This window comes from Clostridium pasteurianum DSM 525 = ATCC 6013 (assembly GCF_000807255.1).
GTDB lineage: Bacteria > Bacillota > Clostridia > Clostridiales > Clostridiaceae > Clostridium_I > Clostridium_I pasteurianum.
This window is the reverse complement of the sequence record NZ_CP009268.1, coordinates 2,932,475-2,953,211: the sequence shown is the minus strand read 5'-3', so window position 1 is coordinate 2,953,211 and position 20,737 is coordinate 2,932,475. Positions and strand designations below refer to the sequence as shown.

22 protein-coding genes, 1 pseudogene and 1 riboswitch are annotated in these 20,737 nt (G+C 31.6%); of the genes and pseudogenes, 17 read left to right on the top strand and 6 right to left on the bottom strand.

The genetic code is table 11. From position 1 onward, the window contains the following. Window positions 1–3: 3 nt before the first annotated feature. The 6 genes from pyk (at window position 4) to rlmD (ending at window position 8,945) form a co-directional block, all read left to right on the top strand. The gene (pyk, locus tag CLPA_RS13430; protein WP_003442821.1) at window positions 4–1,434 is read left to right on the top strand and encodes a pyruvate kinase; all 1,431 of its coding nucleotides are present in this window, start codon (window positions 4–6) and stop codon (window positions 1,432–1,434) included. A 481-nt stretch (window positions 1,435–1,915) separates the two neighbouring features. Beyond that, window positions 1,916–2,281 (top strand): DUF1540 domain-containing protein, encoded by a 366-nt coding sequence (locus CLPA_RS13425; RefSeq protein WP_003442818.1) that lies wholly within the window; start codon window positions 1,916–1,918, stop codon window positions 2,279–2,281. A gap of 252 nt (window positions 2,282–2,533) precedes the next feature. Next, window positions 2,534–2,623, top strand: a riboswitch (cyclic di-GMP riboswitch). 156 nt (window positions 2,624–2,779) lie between these two features. Continuing rightward, window positions 2,780–3,622, top strand: a complete 843-nt coding sequence (locus CLPA_RS13420; protein ID WP_003442815.1) for a lactate/malate family dehydrogenase — start codon at window positions 2,780–2,782, stop codon at window positions 3,620–3,622. An 89-nt stretch (window positions 3,623–3,711) separates the two neighbouring features. Then, entirely contained in the window at window positions 3,712–4,467 is a 756-nt protein-coding gene (locus tag CLPA_RS13415) for an acyltransferase (RefSeq protein ID WP_034829939.1), read from the top strand. A gap of 148 nt (window positions 4,468–4,615) precedes the next feature. After that, entirely contained in the window at window positions 4,616–6,721 is a 2,106-nt protein-coding gene (locus tag CLPA_RS13410) for a methyl-accepting chemotaxis protein (protein WP_003442809.1), read from the top strand. A gap of 724 nt (window positions 6,722–7,445) precedes the next feature. Continuing rightward, window positions 7,446–8,945 carry a 23S rRNA (uracil(1939)-C(5))-methyltransferase RlmD gene (gene rlmD, locus CLPA_RS13405; protein WP_003442806.1) on the top strand — a complete coding sequence of 500 codons (1,500 nt, stop codon included), beginning with the start codon at window positions 7,446–7,448 and terminating at the stop codon, window positions 8,943–8,945. 200 nt (window positions 8,946–9,145) lie between these two features. Here rlmD and CLPA_RS13400 read toward each other — a convergent pair whose 3' ends face one another. Further along, entirely contained in the window at window positions 9,146–10,303 is a 1,158-nt protein-coding gene (locus tag CLPA_RS13400) for an epoxide hydrolase family protein (RefSeq protein WP_003442802.1), read from the bottom strand. 146 nt (window positions 10,304–10,449) lie between these two features. Here CLPA_RS13400 and CLPA_RS13395 point away from each other — a divergent pair, with 146 nt between their 5' ends. The 5 genes from CLPA_RS13395 to CLPA_RS13380 all read left to right on the top strand — a co-directional run bounded on the left by CLPA_RS13395 (window position 10,450) and on the right by CLPA_RS13380 (window position 14,054). Further along, window positions 10,450–11,304: a helix-turn-helix domain-containing protein gene (locus CLPA_RS13395; RefSeq protein ID WP_003442799.1), complete on the top strand. Its 855-nt coding sequence runs from the start codon at window positions 10,450–10,452 to the stop codon at window positions 11,302–11,304. 394 nt (window positions 11,305–11,698) lie between these two features. After that, complete coding sequence (locus CLPA_RS13390) at window positions 11,699–12,547, top strand: sialate O-acetylesterase (RefSeq protein WP_003442793.1); 849 nt, start codon at window positions 11,699–11,701, stop codon at window positions 12,545–12,547. A gap of 60 nt (window positions 12,548–12,607) precedes the next feature. Next, window positions 12,608–13,129 carry a PadR family transcriptional regulator gene (locus CLPA_RS13385; RefSeq protein WP_003442791.1) on the top strand — a complete coding sequence of 174 codons (522 nt, stop codon included), beginning with the start codon at window positions 12,608–12,610 and terminating at the stop codon, window positions 13,127–13,129. Window positions 13,130–13,737: 608 nt separating this feature from the next. Then, complete coding sequence (locus tag CLPA_RS21225; RefSeq protein ID WP_155760381.1) at window positions 13,738–13,878, top strand: hypothetical protein; 141 nt, start codon at window positions 13,738–13,740, stop codon at window positions 13,876–13,878. Next, on the top strand, window positions 13,875–14,054 hold the full coding sequence (locus CLPA_RS13380) for a hypothetical protein (protein ID WP_034829942.1): 180 nt from the start codon (window positions 13,875–13,877) through the stop codon (window positions 14,052–14,054). The genes CLPA_RS21225 and CLPA_RS13380 overlap by 4 nt, the downstream gene beginning before the upstream one ends. A 519-nt stretch (window positions 14,055–14,573) precedes the next feature. On the opposite strand, the gene CLPA_RS13375 is transcribed toward CLPA_RS13380, so the two are convergent. Continuing rightward, window positions 14,574–15,455 (bottom strand): LysR family transcriptional regulator, encoded by an 882-nt coding sequence (locus CLPA_RS13375; RefSeq protein WP_003442789.1) that lies wholly within the window; start codon window positions 15,453–15,455, stop codon window positions 14,574–14,576. A gap of 177 nt (window positions 15,456–15,632) precedes the next feature. Here CLPA_RS13375 and CLPA_RS20885 point away from each other — a divergent pair, with 177 nt between their 5' ends. Beyond that, a complete protein-coding gene (locus CLPA_RS20885) occupies window positions 15,633–15,770 on the top strand; it encodes a hypothetical protein (RefSeq protein WP_003442787.1) in 138 nt (45 codons plus the stop codon). Between the two features lie 85 nt (window positions 15,771–15,855). On the opposite strand, the gene CLPA_RS21920 is transcribed toward CLPA_RS20885, so the two are convergent. The 3 genes and pseudogenes from CLPA_RS21920 to CLPA_RS21735 form a co-directional block, all read right to left on the bottom strand. Next, window positions 15,856–16,041: an MmyB family transcriptional regulator gene (locus CLPA_RS21920; RefSeq protein WP_003442785.1), complete on the bottom strand. Its 186-nt coding sequence runs from the start codon at window positions 16,039–16,041 to the stop codon at window positions 15,856–15,858. Between the two features lie 28 nt (window positions 16,042–16,069). Beyond that, window positions 16,070–16,384: pseudogene (locus CLPA_RS21915) on the bottom strand (MmyB family transcriptional regulator). 82 nt (window positions 16,385–16,466) lie between these two features. Further along, window positions 16,467–16,649, bottom strand: a complete 183-nt coding sequence (locus tag CLPA_RS21735; protein ID WP_236900418.1) for a helix-turn-helix domain-containing protein — start codon at window positions 16,647–16,649, stop codon at window positions 16,467–16,469. 60 nt (window positions 16,650–16,709) lie between these two features. Here CLPA_RS21735 and CLPA_RS21730 point away from each other — a divergent pair, with 60 nt between their 5' ends. The 5 genes from CLPA_RS21730 to CLPA_RS13350 all read left to right on the top strand — a co-directional run bounded on the left by CLPA_RS21730 (window position 16,710) and on the right by CLPA_RS13350 (window position 19,960). Then, window positions 16,710–17,171 (top strand): MFS transporter, encoded by a 462-nt coding sequence (locus CLPA_RS21730; RefSeq protein WP_003442783.1) that lies wholly within the window; start codon window positions 16,710–16,712, stop codon window positions 17,169–17,171. Then, entirely contained in the window at window positions 17,087–17,440 is a 354-nt protein-coding gene (locus tag CLPA_RS21725) for a conjugal transfer protein (RefSeq protein ID WP_335617744.1), read from the top strand. The genes CLPA_RS21730 and CLPA_RS21725 overlap by 85 nt, the downstream gene beginning before the upstream one ends. 142 nt (window positions 17,441–17,582) lie before the next feature. Continuing rightward, the gene (locus tag CLPA_RS13360) at window positions 17,583–17,960 is read left to right on the top strand and encodes a MerR family transcriptional regulator (RefSeq protein WP_003442782.1); all 378 of its coding nucleotides are present in this window, start codon (window positions 17,583–17,585) and stop codon (window positions 17,958–17,960) included. Further along, window positions 17,950–18,765, top strand: coding sequence for a carboxymuconolactone decarboxylase family protein (locus CLPA_RS13355; protein WP_003442780.1), 816 nt, complete (start codon window positions 17,950–17,952; stop codon window positions 18,763–18,765). The genes CLPA_RS13360 and CLPA_RS13355 overlap by 11 nt, the downstream gene beginning before the upstream one ends. Continuing rightward, the gene (locus tag CLPA_RS13350; protein ID WP_003442778.1) at window positions 18,758–19,960 is read left to right on the top strand and encodes an MFS transporter; all 1,203 of its coding nucleotides are present in this window, start codon (window positions 18,758–18,760) and stop codon (window positions 19,958–19,960) included. The genes CLPA_RS13355 and CLPA_RS13350 overlap by 8 nt, the downstream gene beginning before the upstream one ends. A gap of 363 nt (window positions 19,961–20,323) precedes the next feature. Here the strand turns inward: CLPA_RS13350 and CLPA_RS13345 are convergent, their stop codons facing one another. Beyond that, on the bottom strand, window positions 20,324–20,656 hold the full coding sequence (locus tag CLPA_RS13345) for a winged helix-turn-helix transcriptional regulator (protein WP_003442776.1): 333 nt from the start codon (window positions 20,654–20,656) through the stop codon (window positions 20,324–20,326). Between the last annotated feature and the right edge of the window lie 81 nt (window positions 20,657–20,737).

The window sequence follows — 20,737 nt, the reverse complement described above, 5'->3', positions numbered from 1 at the left end:
AGAATGCAAAAGACTAAAATGATATTTACCATAGGACCAGCAAGTGATACTGAAGAAATGTTATCAAAATTTATTGAAGCAGGAATGAGTGCTTCAAGACACAATTTTTCACATGGCGACCATGCTGAACACAAAACAAGAATGGATCTTATTAAAAAATTAAGAGAAAAATACAATAAGCCAATAGCTATAGTACTTGATACAAAAGGACCAGAAATAAGAACACATAATTTTGATGGTAAAAAGCTTGAACTTCAAAAGGGATCTAAATTTACAGTAGTTTGCGGAGAAGAAGTTCTTGGTGATGCAACAAAATGTTCTATAACTTACACTGACTTATATAAAGATGTAGTGCCAGGAAATACAATATTAATCGATGACGGTCTTGTAGGATTAACTGTTGATGCAGTTGAAGGTACAAATATCCATTGCACAGTAGCTAATACAGGATTTGTAGGAAGTCATAAAGGTGTAAATGTTCCTAATGTTTCAATAAAGCTTCCAGCTATGACAGAAAAGGATAAATCTGATCTTATATTTGGATGTGAACAAGAAGTTGATGCAATAGCAGCTTCATTTATAAGAAAAGCAGATGATGTAAATGCTATAAGAAAAGTTCTTCAAGAAAATGGCGGAAGCAATATACTAATCTTCTCAAAAGTAGAAAATCAAGAAGGTGTAGATAATATAGATGAAATTATCGAAGCTTCTGATGGTATAATGGTAGCAAGAGGAGACATGGGAGTTGAAATTCCTATAGAATTAGTTCCACTAACTCAAAAAATGATTATTGAAAAATGTAATAAGCTTGGAAAACCAGTTATAACAGCAACTCAAATGCTTGATTCCATGATAAGAAATCCAAGACCAACAAGAGCAGAAGCATCAGATATAGCAAATGCAATATTTGACGGTACAGACGCTATAATGTTAAGTGGTGAAAGTGCTAATGGAGATTATCCAGTAGAAGCTACACAAACTATGGCAAAAATCGCTCAGGCTGCTGAAAGACAATTAAACTATAAAGATGTACTTGCAAAGAGAAAAGAAAATTCAGTTAAAAATATTGCCAATGCAATAAGCCTTGCTACTTGTGAAACAGCATCAGAACTTAATGCAGCTGCAATAGTTACTGCTACTCAAACAGGAAATACAGCAAGAATGGTTTCAAAATACAGATCAGAAGCACCAGTGATAGCTGTAACACCAAGTGAAAAAGTTGCTAGATCTCTTGCATTAAGCTGGGGAGTATCTCCAATAGTAGCTGAAAAAGTTGAGTCTACAGATGAATTAATAGTTAGATCAGTAGAAAAAGCTAAAGAATACGAATATGTTAAAGATGGTGACTTAGTAGTTGTGGCTGCAGGTATACCAGTTCAAAATACAGGAAGTACAAACATGATGAAAGTTCATGTAGTTGGATCTGAAAAATAGTTTTTAGGAATATATAAATTTGTATTGAATAGTTATTAATTATTCAAATACATAGAAGTATTGTGTATCAAATGAATCTTACTTGGCGGAAGATTATTATACTCCTGCTAAGTTTAGATGAATTATCTAAAAATATATAGTTGTTGTTTCTTACTTCTATGTAGTGTTACAGGGCTATTTATTAGATAATATTGAAAATATAAAAAATGAGCATTATTGATTGTAAAATTAATAGTGTTCTTTTTTATTAAAAATTTACTTTTTGAATAATATTTTATATTGTGGTTAAAATAATAAGATGTTAAAATATACTGGAGTATTGAAAATTTGGCAACTGATTCATTTATAGCACCTTAATAAGGTGCCCTTTTTTGTTTTTTGAATATTTTTATTTAAATAGGAAGAAAATAAGAGTATTTAATAATATGCTTTTAAAAAGATTCTAAACTATGAAAATTTCTTTGTAAGGAGTAATATAATTATGCCAAATTTAATATGTAGTGCTATAAACTGTTTAAATAATATTGATGGATTATGTACAGCTAGAATTATACATATAACAGGAAAAGATATAAATTCTAATAACAAGACTTATTGTAATACTTTTAGGTATAGAACTCTGAAAAATTCTTTGACAAATCTAAGAAATACAAATCTGCTAGGGGAAATAAAACAGATTTTTAATAAAGATTCCATAGTTATGAGTCCCAAAATAACCTGTGAAATAAATAGGTGTGGATATAATTTTAGAGGAGAATGTATATCATTAAAGGTTCAGATATATGGAATAAATTGTAATAGTGATCAATGTACAGAATGTGAAACTTTCAATGAAGGAAATTTTTAAAAATTAAAGTTAAGGGTGGTATAAAATTCTTTTCAATAAAGGTTTTATATCATTTTTTATTTTATAGGATAATTAACTATTTATTTGAAATTTTTATAAGTGAATTTTATGTATTATAATGTAAAAATATACGTAAATAAATAAAAAAATATATAAATAATACAAAATTTTATTTATAATAACTTAATATTAATAAATTTTATCCGATAAATATAATAATAAATAATATTTGTGTATAAATATAAAAATCTATAATGATAATAGCATACTTACTGAAAGGTAGGGGCGCAAAGCCATGAGTCTAAAGAAAATTCCAATTTCCATGATTGTCAGGCTGCCAAAATATAGTTATAACAATAATTTGTATTTTTGTTTGTATTTTGGTGTCTATAGTTTATGGACACCTTTTAATTTAGTATTGTTTCAGAAAAAATAGAGTGAAAAATCATATTTAATTATTGCAGTATAAATTAAAAATAAATTAGATGGAGGGAAGTTATGTTTAAAACAAAAATATCAATTATTGGTGCGGGGCTTGTGGGTTCATCTATAGCACATACTTTAATGCTAAGTTCAATAGTAACGGATATTATATTAGTTGATATGAATATGGAAAAAGCTGAGGGAGAGGCTATGGATTTAAACCATTGTATACCTTCAATAATGCCTATAAAAGTAAAAGCGGGGAAATATTGTGATTGCGCTGATTCTAAGATAATAATTATAACTGCTGGGACTATTCAAAAACCAGGAGAATCAAGATTAAATCTTACGCAGCGTAATACTGATATAATGAAATCTATAATAAGTGAAATCAAAGATTATTGTAAAGATTCAATTATTTTAATAGTTAGTAATCCAGTTGATGTTTTAACTTTTGTAGCAAATAAATTAATTGATACTGAATCAAAGAAGATAATAGGTTCTGGAACAATTTTAGACACTTCAAGATTTAAATTTTTAATAAGTGAATATATTAATGTAGACAGCAGAGATATATGTGCCTATATAATTGGTGAGCATGGGGATAGTTCTGTTCCTGTATGGAGTGCAGTAAATATCTTAGGTGTAGATATGGAAAAGTTTTTGAATAAACATCACAAGGTTGAAAAAATAAGAGATATAATACATAAAGAAGTAGTAGAGTCTGCATACAAAATAATAGAGAAAAAAGGTTCAACTTATTACGGAATTAATGATGTATGTATATCACTTCCAACTATTATAAATTCTTCAGGTATAGAAAAAGTAATAGATATCCCGTTGAACATAGGCGAGGTAAAAAAACTTAAAGAATCAGCTAATTCATTAAAAAGTATAATTTCAAGTTTGAATATTTAATATTCATCTTAAAAAAATCGTAAATACTGATAAAACAAAAAAGGAGGATATGATTATTTTTTTACGATTTTAATAGTCATAAATAATATATGAACAAAATAGATGATTTACTTATACAAATGGAAAACATCATACAAAAAGATTTAAATAAAGAGGGAGTAATACATATATTAAATATTTTAAAATGTTCTTTTCCCTTTGAAATACTAGATGAAATTCAATTATATGGAGACTATCTACCTAAAAACAAAGAAATAGGTTTTTCAGAAGAAAAGAGATATCTACATTTTTTATGGGATGCATTGGACAAGTCTCCTATGTGTCTTATAGCTAACTTTGCCATTCCATTTAGAGCAATACTAGCAAATAAGCTATTTAAGTCTTGTGGAAAAAATTTTATATGCGAAGAAAATGTTCGTTTCAATGTGCCAGATAATATGGAAATAGGTGACAATGTTTTTATAAATAAAGGAACACTTATAGATGCCAAAGGTGGTTTAATAGTTGGAAACTCAGTAGGAATAGGAGAAGGAGTAACAATATTTACACATTCTCATGCAGAACATGATCATTCACTGAGAACTTATGCCCCTGTTATAATAAAAGATTATGCAAAGATATATTCAAATTCAACTATATTACCAGATACAACAATTGGAGAACAGTCCATAGTTGCAGCTTGTTCTTTAGTAAACAAAAATGTTGCACCAAATTCTTTGGTAGCAGGAATGCCTGCTAAACATATAAGAGATAGAAAGACTTTTGATAATACTAGAGACAGATTGGGACATGTATGGCTTTATAATGGTGAATTCCAAAAAGAGGAGAGCTCTCAAAAGAAATAAATATTTAATGCAATTAAAATAAATTTATTTACCTATAAAAAATTAGATTTCAGTAGCTACTTATAATAGTATAAAACTAAAAAGACGTCTCACAGTGTGTATATGCATTGTGAGACAACTTTTAATTATTACAAGGAGATAAAAATTTATGAAAATGTCTTTTAAATCTAAACTTATTGCTATGATTTTACCATTGGTTATAGCAGGATTATTAATATTAACAGGAGTAGCATATATACAATCAAAAAATGTAATAGAAACAGAACTTATCAATGCTATGTCCATAAGGACTGAGGAATCTACAAAGCATATTGATACCTGGCTCACAGGCAGGCTGGCAGAAGTGCGTGAAACTGTACAAAGTCCAATTTTAAAACGTATTTTGCAAACTAATCCCAATATGGATCTTAAAAAGAATGATGATTCCATAAGATTAATTGATGAATTAAATTTATCCCGTTGGAATTTTATTAATACTGCATATCCAAATCAATATGCTGCTTTACATATTTTAAACACTTTAGAACCAAATGAGTGGTCAAATACTGATAATTTAAGTAAACTTACAGCAAGATATTATAATGCAAAGACTGGAGAATTTAAAACCGATCCTTGGGCTAAAGCTGCGGCTACAGAAGCAGCAGAGAGATATTCTAAGTCAAATGGTATTCCCTATGATGCCATTTTTAAACCGGCATATTCACAAGCTTATGGAAGAAATGTAGTTATGATGGTAGCTTGGCTTAAAAATGACACTGGAAAAGTTGTAGCTGGAGCAGGGTCAAGTTTAACTATAGAAACTGTAGAAAATCAAGTTAAAAACTTAAAGTATGGTAATAAGGGGTATGGAGTATTATTATCAAATGATGGAACTTTTGTTGTACACCCAAATAAAAATTGGGCAATGAAGGAAAAGGTAAGTACAGTTAATGACCCAGCTATGCAAAGAATTTCTGAACTTGCTGCCAGTGGAAAATCAGGAGTATACAGGTATAGTGAAGGAAAAGAAAAGAAGATTGCTTTTTATGATTCAGCATCAATAGCAGATTGGACAGTTGTCAATGTGGTATATGAGGATGAACTCTTTGCTTCCTCAAATAAGCTGCTTACTATAATGCTTATAATAGCCTGTATAATAATTGCAATTGTATCTTTAACAATTTATTTTGCAGCTAGTCATCTTATAAAACCACTGACTAAGCTCAATGATTTTGCTGAAATTGTATCCACTGGAGATTTAAGTGGCTCTATAGAAATTAATTCAAAGGATGAGATTGGAAACCTTGCAAGGGCTTTTAATAATACCATTGGAGCACTTAGAGGTATAGTGGGAGACATAAGTGTGGAAGCAGAAAAAGTTAACAATCTATCCAGTAATCTTGCCACCTCTTGTAATGACAGCAGTAAGGTTACAGAAGAAGTAGCCAAGGCCATACAAGTGGTAGCTGAAAATAGTACAGAGCAGGCAAAACAGGTAGGATTATCTGCTGATAAGACTGTGGAGATGGAAGAAGCAAGCAGATCAGTTACTGATAAATGTAATTATATGATTGAAACTGCTGAGCAATCTCATAATATAAGTGCTGTAGCCTTTGAAGCTGTGGAAAAGGCCATTTACAGTATGAAGGTAATAGTTGAAAATAATGAAAAGAATTTAGGTGAGAGTAAATTATTGCTTGAAAAATCATCAGAAATCGGTAAAATAGTTGAAGTAATTACCGGCATAGCTAATCAAACTAATTTACTTGCCCTTAATGCAGCTATTGAAGCTGCCCGTGCAGGAGAACAGGGGAAAGGCTTTGCTGTGGTAGCTGATGAAGTTAGAAAACTTGCAGAACAATCTGCTGTAGCTGCCAATCAAATATCTAATCTTATTAGTGGAATACAAACGCAGATTGCATCTATTACTGATAGTATGAATGATGGATCACAAGAAATTACTAGTGGTATGGAAACAGCAGCTGAGGCTGGAACCCATTTTGATGATATTGAAAAGGCTATAAGTAATATTTTCTCCGTTGTCCGTGATGTAAATTCTGCCACAGAAACAATGATTGAGACTGCTAGTAGTACTGTAACGGAGATGAAATCCACCTCTTCTATATCTGAGCAGACAGCAGCAGCAACAGAAGAAGTATCCGCAGCAGCAGAGGAACAGGCAGTTACTATGGATGAGATAGGTAATACAGCAAATCAACTGTCAACTCTTTCTCATAGACTTAATGAATTGGTATCTAAATTTAAGACTAAATAATATGGACTAGTGATTAGTGGTTGTAAAATTCCACACTTAAAGGAAGGATCATAACCACATGTTGCTGGATAATTCATTTAAACTATAATATTCATTTGATAGTGAAAGAAGCTGACCTGAAAAAATAAGAAAAAGCACTCTGAAAGGGTGCTTTTTTAGTGCATAATTTGCAATTGTATTCTGTGTGTAATAATGGATTATATAGGATATTATTTATAATGATTAAACCTAAATTATAATTTTAACTTTCAGCTAGCTTCTATCTTTATCATGTATAGTATATATTAGCGTGTACAAAGTTAGGTAGATATTTGTAAGTGGTTATAGATATATAAAGAAAATGGATAGAGATTTACCCTAGAGAATAACGGTTCTAAGTATCTAAAATACAGATAATTAGAACTCTGTCAGTAAGTTTCAGAGGTATAAAAAAACTCCATCTGAAACAAAGAACTCTGTTTATGTAATATATTTATGATATAATTAACTAGAAAATTTATCTCGTAAACAGTTTATATCAATGAATTTTTACTTAGTTGGAGTTTGCGCTCTAATTAAATTTTTAAATAAATTATTTAGTAACGTATTTCTGTTATCTTTAACTTTAGGAGTTGCAGCATTATAGCAAAAATAGTTATTGGATAAAATCAAAAGTATTATAGTGACAGTTAAGGGGATAATTTATATATAAAATATCATTGCGATGGAAAGGTGTAATTATTTAATGAAAAACAGTGTACCTGTAGTTAAAAATGAAGAATACATAATTGATATAGATTCCTTAGGTTATGAAGGAAAGGGAATAGGAAAAGTAAATAATTTTACTGTATTTGTTAAAGGAGCTTTAAAAGGAGAAAAGGTTAGGGTTAAGATCATAAAGGTAAATAAAAACTTTGCCTTTGGAAAGCTTATAGATATAATAAAACCATCAGTACATAGAGTAGAACCTGTCTGTAGTATATATAACAGATGCGGTGGCTGTCAGCTGCAGCATTTAAGTTATAGTGAACAACTGATTTTTAAAAGGAAAAGAGTGGAAGACTGTCTTGAGAGAATTGGAAAATTAAAAATCAATAAAAACTATAATTATGAGGATAAAAATAACCATAAATACAATGAAAATATAATAAATGATGGTGAAATAATTGAGAGTAATAACAGGGATTTTTCAAAAGACCTTAAGGACAGCAGCGGAATAATTATTCATGATACCATAGGAATGAACAATCCCTATAGATATAGAAACAAGGTTCAACTGCCTGTAGGAAATATAAAAGGCAAATTTTTAGTGGGATTTTATTCTCCAAGAAGCCATAATATCATAGACATGGAAGAATGCCATATTCAGCATATTGCAGGAGATAAAGCAGTAGAAGCTATGAAAAAATGGCTTTCTAAATATAATATATCTGTATATGATGAAAAAACGGGTACAGGACTGGTAAGACATATAATGGTAAGAAAAGCCTTTAAAACTGGTGAAGTGATGATAGTAATTGTAACATCTCAAGATAAATTACCTTATAAAGAAGAATTTGTAGAACTTATGCAGAAAAATATAGAAGGCTTAAAAAGCATAGTTCAAAATATAAACAGTAATAATAGCAATGTTATATTGGGAAAAACATGTAAAACCTTATGGGGAAAAGATACTATAGTTGATTCCATTGGAGAATTTAAATTTAATATATCACCTTTGTCATTTTTTCAGGTTAATCCAGTGCAAACAGAAATTTTGTATAACAAAGCTTTGGAGTATGCGGATCTTAAGGGAGATGAGATTGTATTTGATGTCTACTGTGGAACTGGAACTATTTCACTATTTCTATCTCAAAAAGCTAAGAAGGTATACGGTGTTGAAATTATACCCCAGGCAATAGAAAATGCAAAGATAAATGCAAAGCAGAATAACATATATAATGTGGAGTTTATAGTAGGAGAATCAGAAAAGGTCATTCCTGAAATTATAAATACTGGCGTAAAAGCTGACGTAGTGGTGGTGGATCCACCACGCAAAGGCTGTGAAAGATCTCTTTTAGAGGCTATAGCCAAAATGAAACCTGAAAGAATAGTTTATGTGTCCTGTGATCCTGGAACTTTGGCAAGAGATCTTGGCATATTAGATGGACTTGGATATAAGACGATAGAGGTGCAACCGGTGGATATGTTTCCGATGACAGGGCATGTGGAGTGCTGTGTGTTACTAAAAAAAGCTGAAAAATAAATGGATGACTCCGAGAATCTATAAAAGATTTTCGGAGTTCCATCTGATACAACACTGGTGAAAATTTAATTTAAACTTTTCACCAGTGTGATATACTTTTTGTATTTTTTCGCCATCACCAAAATGTCGTTCAGAGTATTTTTTACATTATATAAAAAATACATGTTATTTCCTTAATAGGGTTAAAAGGAAGTCCAATATTACTTTTTGTTTTTAGTTCTATATGGTCTGAAGAAGGCCCGAATTTCTTCAGCTAGAAGTTCAGGTTCTTCCATGGCAGTAAAATGTCCTCCACTAGGCATTGTAGTTAAGCGGGTGATATTTAGATTACGTTCAGCCCATTCTTTAGGTGGTAACAATATATCAGCCGGGAAAAGAGCTATACCTGTTGGCACATCTATACGCCGCATTGATGGCAAAGAGTGCATGTTTTCATAATATATACGTGCTGATGATCCTATTGTATTTGTAACCCAATAGATCATTATATTAGTGAGCAGTTCATCCTCGCTAAATCTTTGCTGTAAGTCACCATTACAATCGCTCCATGCACGAAATTTTTCAATAATCCAAGCAGCCAAACCTACTGGTGAGTCAGAAAGTCCGTATGACAGAGTTTGAGGTTTTGTGGATTGAAGAGACATATAAGCTCCCTCATTGGAAATCCATGCAGGGGCACTTTTCTTGTAGTTTAATTCTTCTTCTGAAAGTTCTTCATCCTGTGAAATCATGAGATCTCTAATGATACCAATATCGGTAAGGTGGATTCCCATTAGAAGTTCGGGATGGTTTAATGCCAGATATCTTGTAACACCTGAACCAACATCCCCGCCTGCAGCAGCGAATTTACTATAGCCAAGTTTTTCGGTCATTAGTTTTGCCCAGAGCTCAGAAACACGATAATTATTGACACCACTATGTTTAGGGCGGCTAGAGAAGCCAAATCCGGGTAGTGAAGGGACAATTACGTCAAAAGAGTCTTCGGGATCACCGCCGTGATGGGCAGGATCAGTAAGAAGAGGAATAATCTTTTGGTAGCGTATGTAACTATCAGGCCATCCATGAGTAAGAATAATTGATATAGGACTAGGCCCATTACCACGCTCATGTACGAAGTGAATATCTATCCCATCCACATTACAGCGAAACTGAGAAAAGCGGTTTAACTCGGTTTCTTGTGCACGCCAGTCAAATTGTTCCCGCCAATACGAAACCAGCGATTGCAAATAATTTATATCAGTACCTCGTTCCCAAGTTGAGCCTTCTAACTGATCAGGCCAGCAGACATGTTCTAGTCTGTATTTTAAATCATCAAGTACTTCATCAGATACTTGAATATGGAAGGGTTGAATAGACATAATGATTCTCCTTTCAATAAGTTATAGGAAAATTTGTTAACCATAACTTTTCTTCAGTAATTATTAACAGTATATCATTTAAAAATTATGATACAATGTTATAAATGAAGCTTTAAACTATACTATTTGTTAATGGAGGAATATTTATGCCCCAAATGGACCGTCATAAGAATAGAACTGTATATATTGAATTTATTGCAGATGAAAGTTTTAGTAATCTCCCGTATAAGGAGAGATTCACTATAATTTTTATTACAAGTGGAAGTATGAATTTACAACTGAATGACTATCCCATAAAAATTGTTGCTCCAAGTATTCTTTGTTTGTCTATGGAGGATACCATACAAGTTTCCGAAAAGCAGAATGTATCTTCACAGTCATTTTGTTTCCATCCTAATTTTTTTAATACAGCTCATTTTTCTGAATCCCAGGGCTATATGTCAACCAGTTTAAAAATAGAAACAGGTCTTTCGCTTTTTAAAAAAGATAATATTCATAATGGGGTATATACTGTAACTGAGAAATCCTATCCCAAATTATATGAGTGGTTCTTTGTTATAGGAACAGAAGTATATGCACAGAGCGATTCACTTTGGGTGTGCAGAATAAAAAAGTACCTAATACAAATATTAGGGTTACTTGAAGAGTTGAGCCACCATAGCGAACAATCACCTGTCAATTTAGTTTTGGAATATATACACACAAACTATTCTGATAAAATAAGTTTAGAAGACTTAACAAGATGTGCTCATTTGAATCGCGTGTCACTAAATAAAAGGGTTCAGGATTTATGTGGATGTACAGCTATGGGATACCTATTCTCATATCGTCTAAAGGTTGCAGAGAATCTTCTGACGCATACAGGTATGAGCTTGAACGAAATTGCGCGTGCTGCCGGGTTTGAGTATGACACGTACTTTATAAAACAATTTACTGCTAAAAGAGGCATGACTCCAACTGAATTTCGAAATAGCTCACGGGAGTTTGGAAATTACCAATGATAAATTTCAATTTTGCAAAGAAAATTAGTTTCGGTAAATCTTGTAAAGAAACATTTCTGCAGATATACCTAATTCACCGATAAGACGGAACAGGGCATCATAGCTTGGTTTCTTGCTTTCGTTCTCAATCGACATGAGATAGCAATGAATATGTCTCTTCATCGTCTAAACTATATTTTTACTCTACTTCTGAAAAAATATAGTTGACAATTAGTCTAATTAGACTATAATATTTAAGTGTCATTAGTCTAATTAGACTAATGATAAATTTGGTGGTTTTTGATATCTAGGAAAATTTACTGAAGCAATGAATTAAATAAGTAACTACTTAGTATTTATTGAGAACTGGAAACATTTCTTCATAAATATTAAATAAAAAGAGAGGATGAAAAAAGTGGTTAAATCGTTTTTAATGTTAGGACAGTCAAATATGGCTGGACGGGGATTTATTCATGAAGTACCCCCGATTTATAATGAAAGAATACAAATGTTGCGTAATGGTAGATGGCAAATGATGACTGAGCCCATCAATTATGACCGTCCTGTTTCGGGAATAAGTCTAGCGGGTTCATTTGCAGATGCATGGTGTCGTCAAAATCAAGAAGATATTATTGGCTTAATTCCTTGTGCTGAAGGTGGAAGTTCACTGGATGAGTGGGCTGTAGACGAAGTGCTTTTTAGACATGCAATAACTGAAGCTAAATTTGCTATGCAAAGTAGTGAGTTAACAGGAATTCTATGGCATCAAGGAGAAAGTGATAGTGTTAATGGTAACTACAAAGTATATTATAAAAAGTTACTTTTAATTATTGAGGCTCTTAGAAAGGAGTTGAATGCTCCAGATATTCCAATTATTATTGGTGGTTTAGGAGATTTTTTAGGCAAAGAAGGATTTGGAAAAAGCTGTACTGAATATAATTTCATTAATCAAGATTTAGAAAAATTTGCTTTTGAACAAGATAATTGTTATTTTGTCACTGCTTCAGGTTTAACTTCTAATCCTGATGGTATTCATATTAATGCAATTTCTCAAAGAAAATTTGGTTTACGATATTTTGAAGCCTTTTCTAATAGGCAACATGTATTGAAGCCATTAATTAATGAAAATGAGTTGCTAAATTTAAATCATGACAGAACACATACCGAAGCAGAAAAGATATATATAAAAAGTATGGATTTTGCATTAGGAAAAATATCATATGATAAATTCGTATCTCAAGTCATGCAAATCAACAATGATTAAACCTTATAATTATGAAATAACTATTAATATAATTTTGAGGAACATAAAGGAGATGTTTTTTTGATACCATTACTAATTTTAGGTTTATTAAAACAAAAACCAGGTTCTTACGGATACGAATTATTAGCGTTAATGGAAGACAGACACTATAAATATATAGTGAATTTCACTAAAGGGTCATTCTATTATAATCTTCAACAATTAGAAGAAAAACAATATATTAAAAAAGTTGACCAATTAGACAATACTAGAGAGACGCGTAATTATATTATCACTGAACTAGGGAATAAAGAATTTGAAAAATTGATGTATAAGTATGGCTCTAAGACTGAGTATGTAAATTTATCTTTTTATGCAGCAATGCTATTTGCTAATGAATATAAAAGCGAGGAACTAAAAAAGCTAATAGAAATACAAATCGAACAAACTAATCAGAAAATTTTTTTATTAGAACAATCTCTTGAACATAATGAGACTATCCCCACTTATTTTAAAAAAATGTTGGAAAATTCACTTTCTCATCACTTAGTAAATGTTCAATGGTTTGAAGGATTGTTAAAAGATTTAAGAAATGAAAATTAATTTAAGTGAATATCTGTTATTTAGAAATCCATAAGGATAAGTTGAAGTGGGTATGTGCGAATTGGATTATGGAGATATAGAGTTTTTGTGTGAAACAACAAGGCCTAGTAAAATAGGCAATTTCAAAAATTATAGTTTGTAAATCCTTTTGTGTATCGGCTATAACTCACGACCTCCGCTCTCTAAAAAGCCCCCCCCGGGGTATAAGTACAATAATTCTGCGTTTCAGTATCATTATTTTGCCCAGACACATCTCGAGTGTGTTGTTAAGATAGAGAAGAAATAGCCTGATATCAAAGGCTTGGGGCATTTTGCCCCTTTTTTAATGTGCGTTATATACTGACGTAAGGACAATAAAAAGGAAATGATATCCAAGTATAAAATTATAAATAAAAAAGAATAGAAAAAAGCATAGCCAAGTCCTAAAATATAAGTTGAATCTATCAAAACAAACTTATAAAAAAGGAGACAAGGCTATGTTAAACAACTAAGAATATATTATCGCAGAATTAGGAAAAATACTATATGAGATTTTGTCCATATCAACCAAGAAACTAAAGAATTTGGTATGTATTGTTATAGGAATACTGTTATGAAAATCAGTGATAATGTCAGAAGTATCAGAGAAACTGAAAGATTGTTATACAGATGCCAGTGAGGAAAGTAAAATGAAAAGAATTTACAGATTTTTTGTAAGTACAACAATAAAATCAGATTATTTTATTATAATTTTATTGATGAAGTTATGAAAAAGTATATAAAAAGAAGCAATAACAAGAAAATGGTTATAATATTTGATCATACAACTGTGAAAGGTAAATTTTTAATACTTAAGTTTTCGCTGAAGGTAGGAAAAAGAGCAGTGCCACTGTGGTATAAAATATTTGAATACGGTGAAAAGATAATAAAAATTTTAAGCACATAAAGCAGGGAATAAGTGAAATTAAAGAATTTATAGATTCATACAATTACGAAGTTATACTTTCTGGCAGATAGAGGGTTTAAAAGCATAGATTTATTTAGATTTATAGATAAATTAGGATGGAAATACTGTATAAGATGTACCAATGGCATGCTAATAAAAATAGAAAGAAAAGAAAAAATATAATTTGAAATTAAATTTAATACTTTATGATATCTAGGTTCATCAAAAAATTAAATAGACATTTAATTTCCGTGGACAAGTACACCTGTTTTTGATTGCATTAATTTCCTGATTATGATTATACTGTCTTTACAAGCATATTATTCAATTATTATCATTTGATAATATAATCTTATACATAATTTTTATGTTAATTATTCTTATTTAATGCAATTTACTGTACGTAAGTCAGGGATGAGTTCCTTAAGAGAGCAGAAACTAATCCGGATGTATTTAATAAACCAGGATTTGAAAATATTAAATTAAACTTTATTTTTCTAAAATCTTAATTGTAATTTATTAATTTTTATATATTTGCTTTGTAATATTAACAAATCCTTTTATATGATCCTGCTTATTGTTTTTGTGCCATGCAATTCCATAAGAAATTGAATCATTTATATCTATAGGAATAAAGGAAAGCTCAGGATCTTTTGGACATACAAAGTCTGGCATTACTGCGATACCAAGTCTTCCTTTAATCATTGCATAGCTAATAAGTGGTCCGTCACTAAAATAAACAGCAGACATTGGACATTGTGTTTGGATATTTTTTTGTACACGTGTCATTTCAGATGGAGATTTTAAAGGATCTAACAAAATCAGAGACTGATTTTTTAAGTTATCTATTCTAATTATACTGTTAAAAGCTAATGGATGATCTTTAGGTAATACACAAACAAATTTGCCAATAAAAAGTTCTTCGTAACAAATATCAGATAAGTCTTCAATGCTTTCTTTCACAGTAAAAATAAAATCAAAATTGTGATTTGTAAATAGGTGTCTTTTCTCTTTGAAATCAGCTATTTTTAAATACATATGTATATGTGGAAATTTTTCTTTAAAAGAACTTAATATATTGGGAAGATATTTTACCTCTGTATTACCTTCATAACCAATAGACAAATTAGAATCAAAGTCTTTTGCATAATTCTTTGCTTTTGCTATGGCTATGTTTGTTCTTGTTAAAATATCTTTCATATCATTATAAAAAGAAACACCTGCTGGAGTAAGCTCTACTTTTCTCTTTGTTCTAATAAATAACTTTAATCTAAGTTCGTCTTCTAGAGTATTAATCTGATGAGTAACAGTAGGTTGCGTAATGTATAAAAGTTCTGCAGTTCTAGAATAACTGAGAGTTTCAGCTAAATTAACAAAACATTCAAGTTGCTTAATATGCATCTTAATTGACCTCCTGTATTAATAGAAGTTTTCTATTAATGATAACATATTTCAATTTCATTTCCAAGAATTAAAATGTTAATATATTAACAAAGGTGGACATTGATGATTTAATATTTAAAGTTTATCTAATAATTTATTAAATTATTCAATTAATTATATATGGAGGAATAAAATATGCGTTATATTGTTACAGGAGCAGATGGGCAATTAGGTGGAAGAGTGTCATCAAATATGTTAAATGAGGTATCTGGAGATCAATTAATTTTTACATGTCCAGAATCCATATTCAACATAATTTGGAAAGTTCCTTAAGTACTAGTGACAACAACTCAACATTTCCGCCTTATTATGAGAAATCATTGAAATTATCTTGTGTGGTGCGATGATATGCCCTATTTCAATTTATCGATTCTCGCATTTTAATTTCTGTATCTGTATCTGTGTCCGGTGCAGGAGCATTAATAAATAATTTTAGATTCATGTTGTCTGATACAAAAAAGCTGGTATGTTCAAATGTCAGTTTCCCTGCTATTGGGTGATTGAAAATTTTATAGTTTTCTTTTTTGTTTCCAACATTATGCATTGACCACCATTTATTAAATTTATGACTCTCATTTATTAAATTTATGACTCTCATTTCTTAGTTTTTGGACAAATTCAGTTACCCATGGGTCTTCAATATACTTACCGCATTCCGCCCGAAAGCGGGCAATAAACCCTTGTGGCTGATGTTCCCAATTATCAAACATTTTCTTGTATTAGGAATTGGTAAATGTCAGCCAAATATAATTTCTATCCATAATGCTGATGTTTTCAAAATCTATTAGAGCTACTTTGGCGGCTTTATTCCAGGCGATAATATTCCAGCGGGTATCAAGAATCAATGAAGGTGAGAGTAACAGGCTATCCAGTATACGTTGCAGCATGAGGTTAATGAACTGTTGGTGTGGCGGAATGCTCATTGGTGAGGTCTGGTTTGCAAGGGTATACAAATGACGTGTTTCATCTTCATTCAGCATTAATACCGGACAGACTTTCTAATACTTGTGCCGATACCTGTATCTCTCTTCCCTGCTCCAGCCATGTATACCATGTAATTCCAGTACCGGCAAGAGAAGCAACTTCTTCCCGTCTTAGTCCGGGTGTCCTGCGGCGGGAACCTTCTGGAAGCCCTACTTGTACAGGAGAGATTTTTGATCTGCGGGTTTTTAAAAAATCACCAAGCTCTTTATATCTGGATATTACCTCTTTATGAGCGGATTGTTGATAGGCATATTGCTTTCACATGTGGTAAGTGGTCTGATTGGAATCGTAGGAGCATTATTTTCCCCATCAGCAGGTAAGATTTCAGACAGAAAAGGGACACAATTTACAGTTGGAATAAACATTGTTGTTATTATAACTGCTTATACCGTATTAAGTATATTGGGATTTAAGCTATGGGGACTGATTGTAGGTGTTATTCTGCTTGATTTGGGAGTTCAGTCCTGCAACGTCAGTAATCAGGCAAGGATTCATCAGTTAAGTGAAGAAGCACGTAACCGTGTGACATCAGTTTACATAGTATCGTACTTCTTAGGCGGGTCTTTGGGTTCTTATTTGGGAACATTCAGCTTTCAGCATTTCAGTTGGATTGGGGTTTGTGTTGTCGGGCTTTTAAGCCAGTTGGTTGCCGGGGCTGTTCATATAAGTGGGAGCAGGCACGTAGGATAACCTCTTCATCAATCTTTAATTTCTATGTTTACGCTACTGCAAAAGAATTGTCATATTATGTGAATTATGAGGAAAAACCAATCGGGAAAGATTATGTGTTCTCGGAGTTGATAAATCTAGCCCATAACAAGAGTGAAAATCAAGTGTTGGTGTCTTTTTCGGTGAAATATTTTGACCAGCGGACAACGGCAACACAGATATCGCAATTTGATTTGGTGCTGGAAAATTGTGAAATGAAAAAACGAATACAAAAAGCAGAAAACTCGTAAAAATTTCAGATTTTCTGCTTTTTGTAGATTTGAAAATAGTTCATTAATCTAGTTCGATGACCTTTATAACCAGTCCTTAAAAACAACTTGACTTAAAGCGCGCTTTAAGTGATATTTTATGTATGTAAGGAGGGGTTCTTTTATGGCAGACCTTGAAATAAGTGATGTATCAAAATTAATGAATCTAAAACCACATACGCTAAGGTACTACGAAAGCATCGGATTAATCACAGATATAAAAAGAAATGCTTCTGGAAAAAGAGTATACAGTGAGGAAGACATAAAATGGCTTGAGGTTATAGGCAGGCTTAGAGAAACCGGTATGAACATAAATAAAATGAAGAAATATGCTGAATTACGGAGAATGGGAGATTCAACTATTACAGAAAGAAAAAATATTATGAAAGAGCATTTAGAATTTATTGAAAGAAAGATTGAAGAATTATCAAAATCACGAGATTATGTTGCAAAAAAAGTTGAGATTTATACGGAAATGGAGGAGAATTTGAGTGGAAGATAGATTAAAACGAGGATTAAAAAAATTACGAGAAGTAGACGGGAAAGCCGGTGAAGATATAGCAAATAATATGAATGATATATTTCCGGATTTTGTTAAGTATATGATTGAGTATGTCTGGGGTGATATATACTCAAGAGATATATTGGATTTAAAATCAAAAGAGATGGCTGTAGTTGCAGCATTAACGGCAATGGGAAATACAGAACCACAATTAAAGGTTCATATAAATGGAGCACTAAATGTTGGGTGTACTATTAATGAAATTAAAGAAATAATACTTCAAATGACCGCATACTCTGGTTTTCCAGCATGTATAAATGCGATGAATGTATTAAAAAACTTATTAAAGGAACGTGAGAATCAAGGGATAAAGGATTGTATAGGAGAGGAACCAACAAATAAAGTTTTACCTACGGAAAGATACGAAGTTGGTCTAAAAGAACTTTGTGAATTGGATAGTCATCAGGCGGAACTTCTTAATGAAACTTACAAAGATATTTCACCGGATTTAGTTCAGCTTATAATATGTGGCCAAGCAGATATTATGGCAAGAGACAATTTAAATAGAAGACTTAGGGAGCTATCTACTATTTCAGCTTTGGCAGCTTTGGGGACTGCTGGCCCACAGTTAAAATTTCATATTAATGCAGGAATTAACATAGGTTTAACAGCTGATGACATTAAGGAAATCATGCTTTTGATTTCTGTATATTCAGGTTTTCCAAAAGCCATAAATGGAACAAACGCTTTAAAAGAGGTTTTAACAGAGAGAAGCATTAAAGGAGCGGGATTAGAAATTGAGTAGCAATATAAAAGATTCTATTAATACAAACAGATTTAATAATATATCTAACGATTTTCCAATTCTGGGGCTGCTTGCTTTGACAATGACAGGATTTACAGCAATTATGACAGAAACGCTTCCGGCAGGTCTGTTGCCACAAATGGGAAAGAGCCTTGAAGTCTCCGAAAGTCTTGTTGGGCAGTTAGTTACGCTATATGCGATTGGCTCATTAATTGCCGCTATACCATTGATTACCATGACTCGAAGTTGGCGACGTCGCCAACTTCTCCTTATATCTACTTGCGGATTGCTTATTTTTAATACAATTACAGCATTATCCTCTAATTATACATTGACATTAATTGCACGCTTTTTTGCAGGAGTATCTGCCGGCGTTTTGTGGGGAATGATTCCTGGATATGCTCGACGCATGGTTTCAGATAATTTAAAGGGACGAAGTTTAGCTATAGCAATGATGGGTGTTCCAATTGCCTTAGCCTTTGGAGTACCTGTTGGGACATTTCTGGGCAATATTATTGGATGGCGTTATATATTTGGATTTATGGTAATACTTAATCTGATATTGGTAATATGGATTATTTTAAAAGTCCCTGACTACCAAGGGCAATCAGATAAATCCTCGGTTTCTGTTTTAAGTATATTTAAGACTCCTGGAGTATACTCTATTTTATTTGTTATCATGACTTGGATACTGTCTCACAATATTATTTACACATATATACATCCATTTCTTAAGTCATTGGGTATGGGAAATCATATTGATTTGGCATTGTTTATTTTTGGTATTTCAGCAATTGTAAGCATATGGATTGTTGGTCTATTCATTGACCGTTGGTTGCGTTTATTAGTTTTGATTAGTATATTTGTATTTTTGTTGGATTCAATCATATTTGGAATGTCTATCAATAATCTTATAGCTACCTATGTATGTACTGCTATTTGGGGACTGACATTTGGCGGCTCATCTACACTATTAAGCACATCACTTGCTAATACTGTTCCAGATGAAGGCGTAGATATAGCCATGTCAATAAGCACTACTGTATGGAACTTGGCTATAGCAGGGGGAGGATTAGTTGGTGGAATACTCCTTAAAAGTTTTGGTGCTACTTCGTTTCCTAAAGTATTATTTATATTATTAATTATAGCATTTTTGATAGCTTATATGGCAAAAAAACATGGATTCACTAAATAAAAACATAAATCTGAAAATTATTTATCATAACGGGATTATTTCGTAAATAGATAAGAAATTTTAATCATTAAAAAGTGAGAGTTGGTTTTAATTAATCAAAATATTATCCTTAATAAACATCACATATAAAATATCTTGACCAGCAGACAAAAGCAACGCAGATATCGTAGTTTGATTTGGTGCTGGAAAAGGACGGAAACTGGAAAATAATAAAGTAATAAAATTAAATAAAGAGGCAGATAATTGAATTATGATTATCTGCCTTAATTGATGTTATATAGTAATTAGAGTTGATGAAATGAAAACCCAAATTCTATAAATTTAAGTAATTGTTTGGATAACATTTTAGAAATACAATGAAAATTATTCTTTCTTAGGAATATGTTTTTCTCCCCACTGATACATCAATTCAAGAATAGGAATAAGAGTTTTTCCTTCATTAGTCAAAGAATATTCAACTTTGGGAGGAACTTCATTATATTGCTCCCTATGAATTAATTTGCTTGTTTCCAATTCCTTTAGTTGTTTGCTTAATGTTTTATGCGCAATTGGTTGTAGCTCTTCCCTTAATTTGTTGTATCGTATCACTTCAGCCTTATAAATCTCCCATAATATAATCCATTTCCATTTACCTTCCACTGCTGACATTGTGTAATACATTGGGCATTTACCAAACTTGCTCTCAAAATCTATCATATAAACCTCCTTTACTAACTAAAAGGCTAGTATATAACAAATATGTGCATACTTGAACACCTTCTCATTAGCATATATAAT

Coding starts and splice junctions, on each gene's coding strand:
- pyk (WP_003442821.1), top strand. CDS start 4: ATGCAAAAGACTAAAATGATATTTACCATAGGACCAGCAAGTGATACT.
- CLPA_RS13425 (WP_003442818.1), top strand. CDS start 1,916: ATGCCAAATTTAATATGTAGTGCTATAAACTGTTTAAATAATATTGAT.
- CLPA_RS13420 (WP_003442815.1), top strand. CDS start 2,780: ATGTTTAAAACAAAAATATCAATTATTGGTGCGGGGCTTGTGGGTTCA.
- CLPA_RS13415 (WP_034829939.1), top strand. CDS start 3,712: ATGAACAAAATAGATGATTTACTTATACAAATGGAAAACATCATACAA.
- CLPA_RS13410 (WP_003442809.1), top strand. CDS start 4,616: ATGAAAATGTCTTTTAAATCTAAACTTATTGCTATGATTTTACCATTG.
- rlmD (WP_003442806.1), top strand. CDS start 7,446: ATGAAAAACAGTGTACCTGTAGTTAAAAATGAAGAATACATAATTGAT.
- CLPA_RS13400 (WP_003442802.1), bottom strand. CDS start 10,303: ATGTCTATTCAACCCTTCCATATTCAAGTATCTGATGAAGTACTTGAT.
- CLPA_RS13395 (WP_003442799.1), top strand. CDS start 10,450: ATGCCCCAAATGGACCGTCATAAGAATAGAACTGTATATATTGAATTT.
- CLPA_RS21225 (WP_155760381.1), top strand. CDS start 13,738: ATGTCAGAAGTATCAGAGAAACTGAAAGATTGTTATACAGATGCCAGT.
- CLPA_RS13380 (WP_034829942.1), top strand. CDS start 13,875: ATGAAAAAGTATATAAAAAGAAGCAATAACAAGAAAATGGTTATAATA.
- CLPA_RS13375 (WP_003442789.1), bottom strand. CDS start 15,455: ATGCATATTAAGCAACTTGAATGTTTTGTTAATTTAGCTGAAACTCTC.
- CLPA_RS20885 (WP_003442787.1), top strand. CDS start 15,633: ATGCGTTATATTGTTACAGGAGCAGATGGGCAATTAGGTGGAAGAGTG.
- CLPA_RS21920 (WP_003442785.1), bottom strand. CDS start 16,041: ATGCATAATGTTGGAAACAAAAAAGAAAACTATAAAATTTTCAATCAC.
- CLPA_RS21730 (WP_003442783.1), top strand. CDS start 16,710: ATGAGCGGATTGTTGATAGGCATATTGCTTTCACATGTGGTAAGTGGT.
- CLPA_RS13360 (WP_003442782.1), top strand. CDS start 17,583: ATGGCAGACCTTGAAATAAGTGATGTATCAAAATTAATGAATCTAAAA.
- CLPA_RS13345 (WP_003442776.1), bottom strand. CDS start 20,656: ATGATAGATTTTGAGAGCAAGTTTGGTAAATGCCCAATGTATTACACA.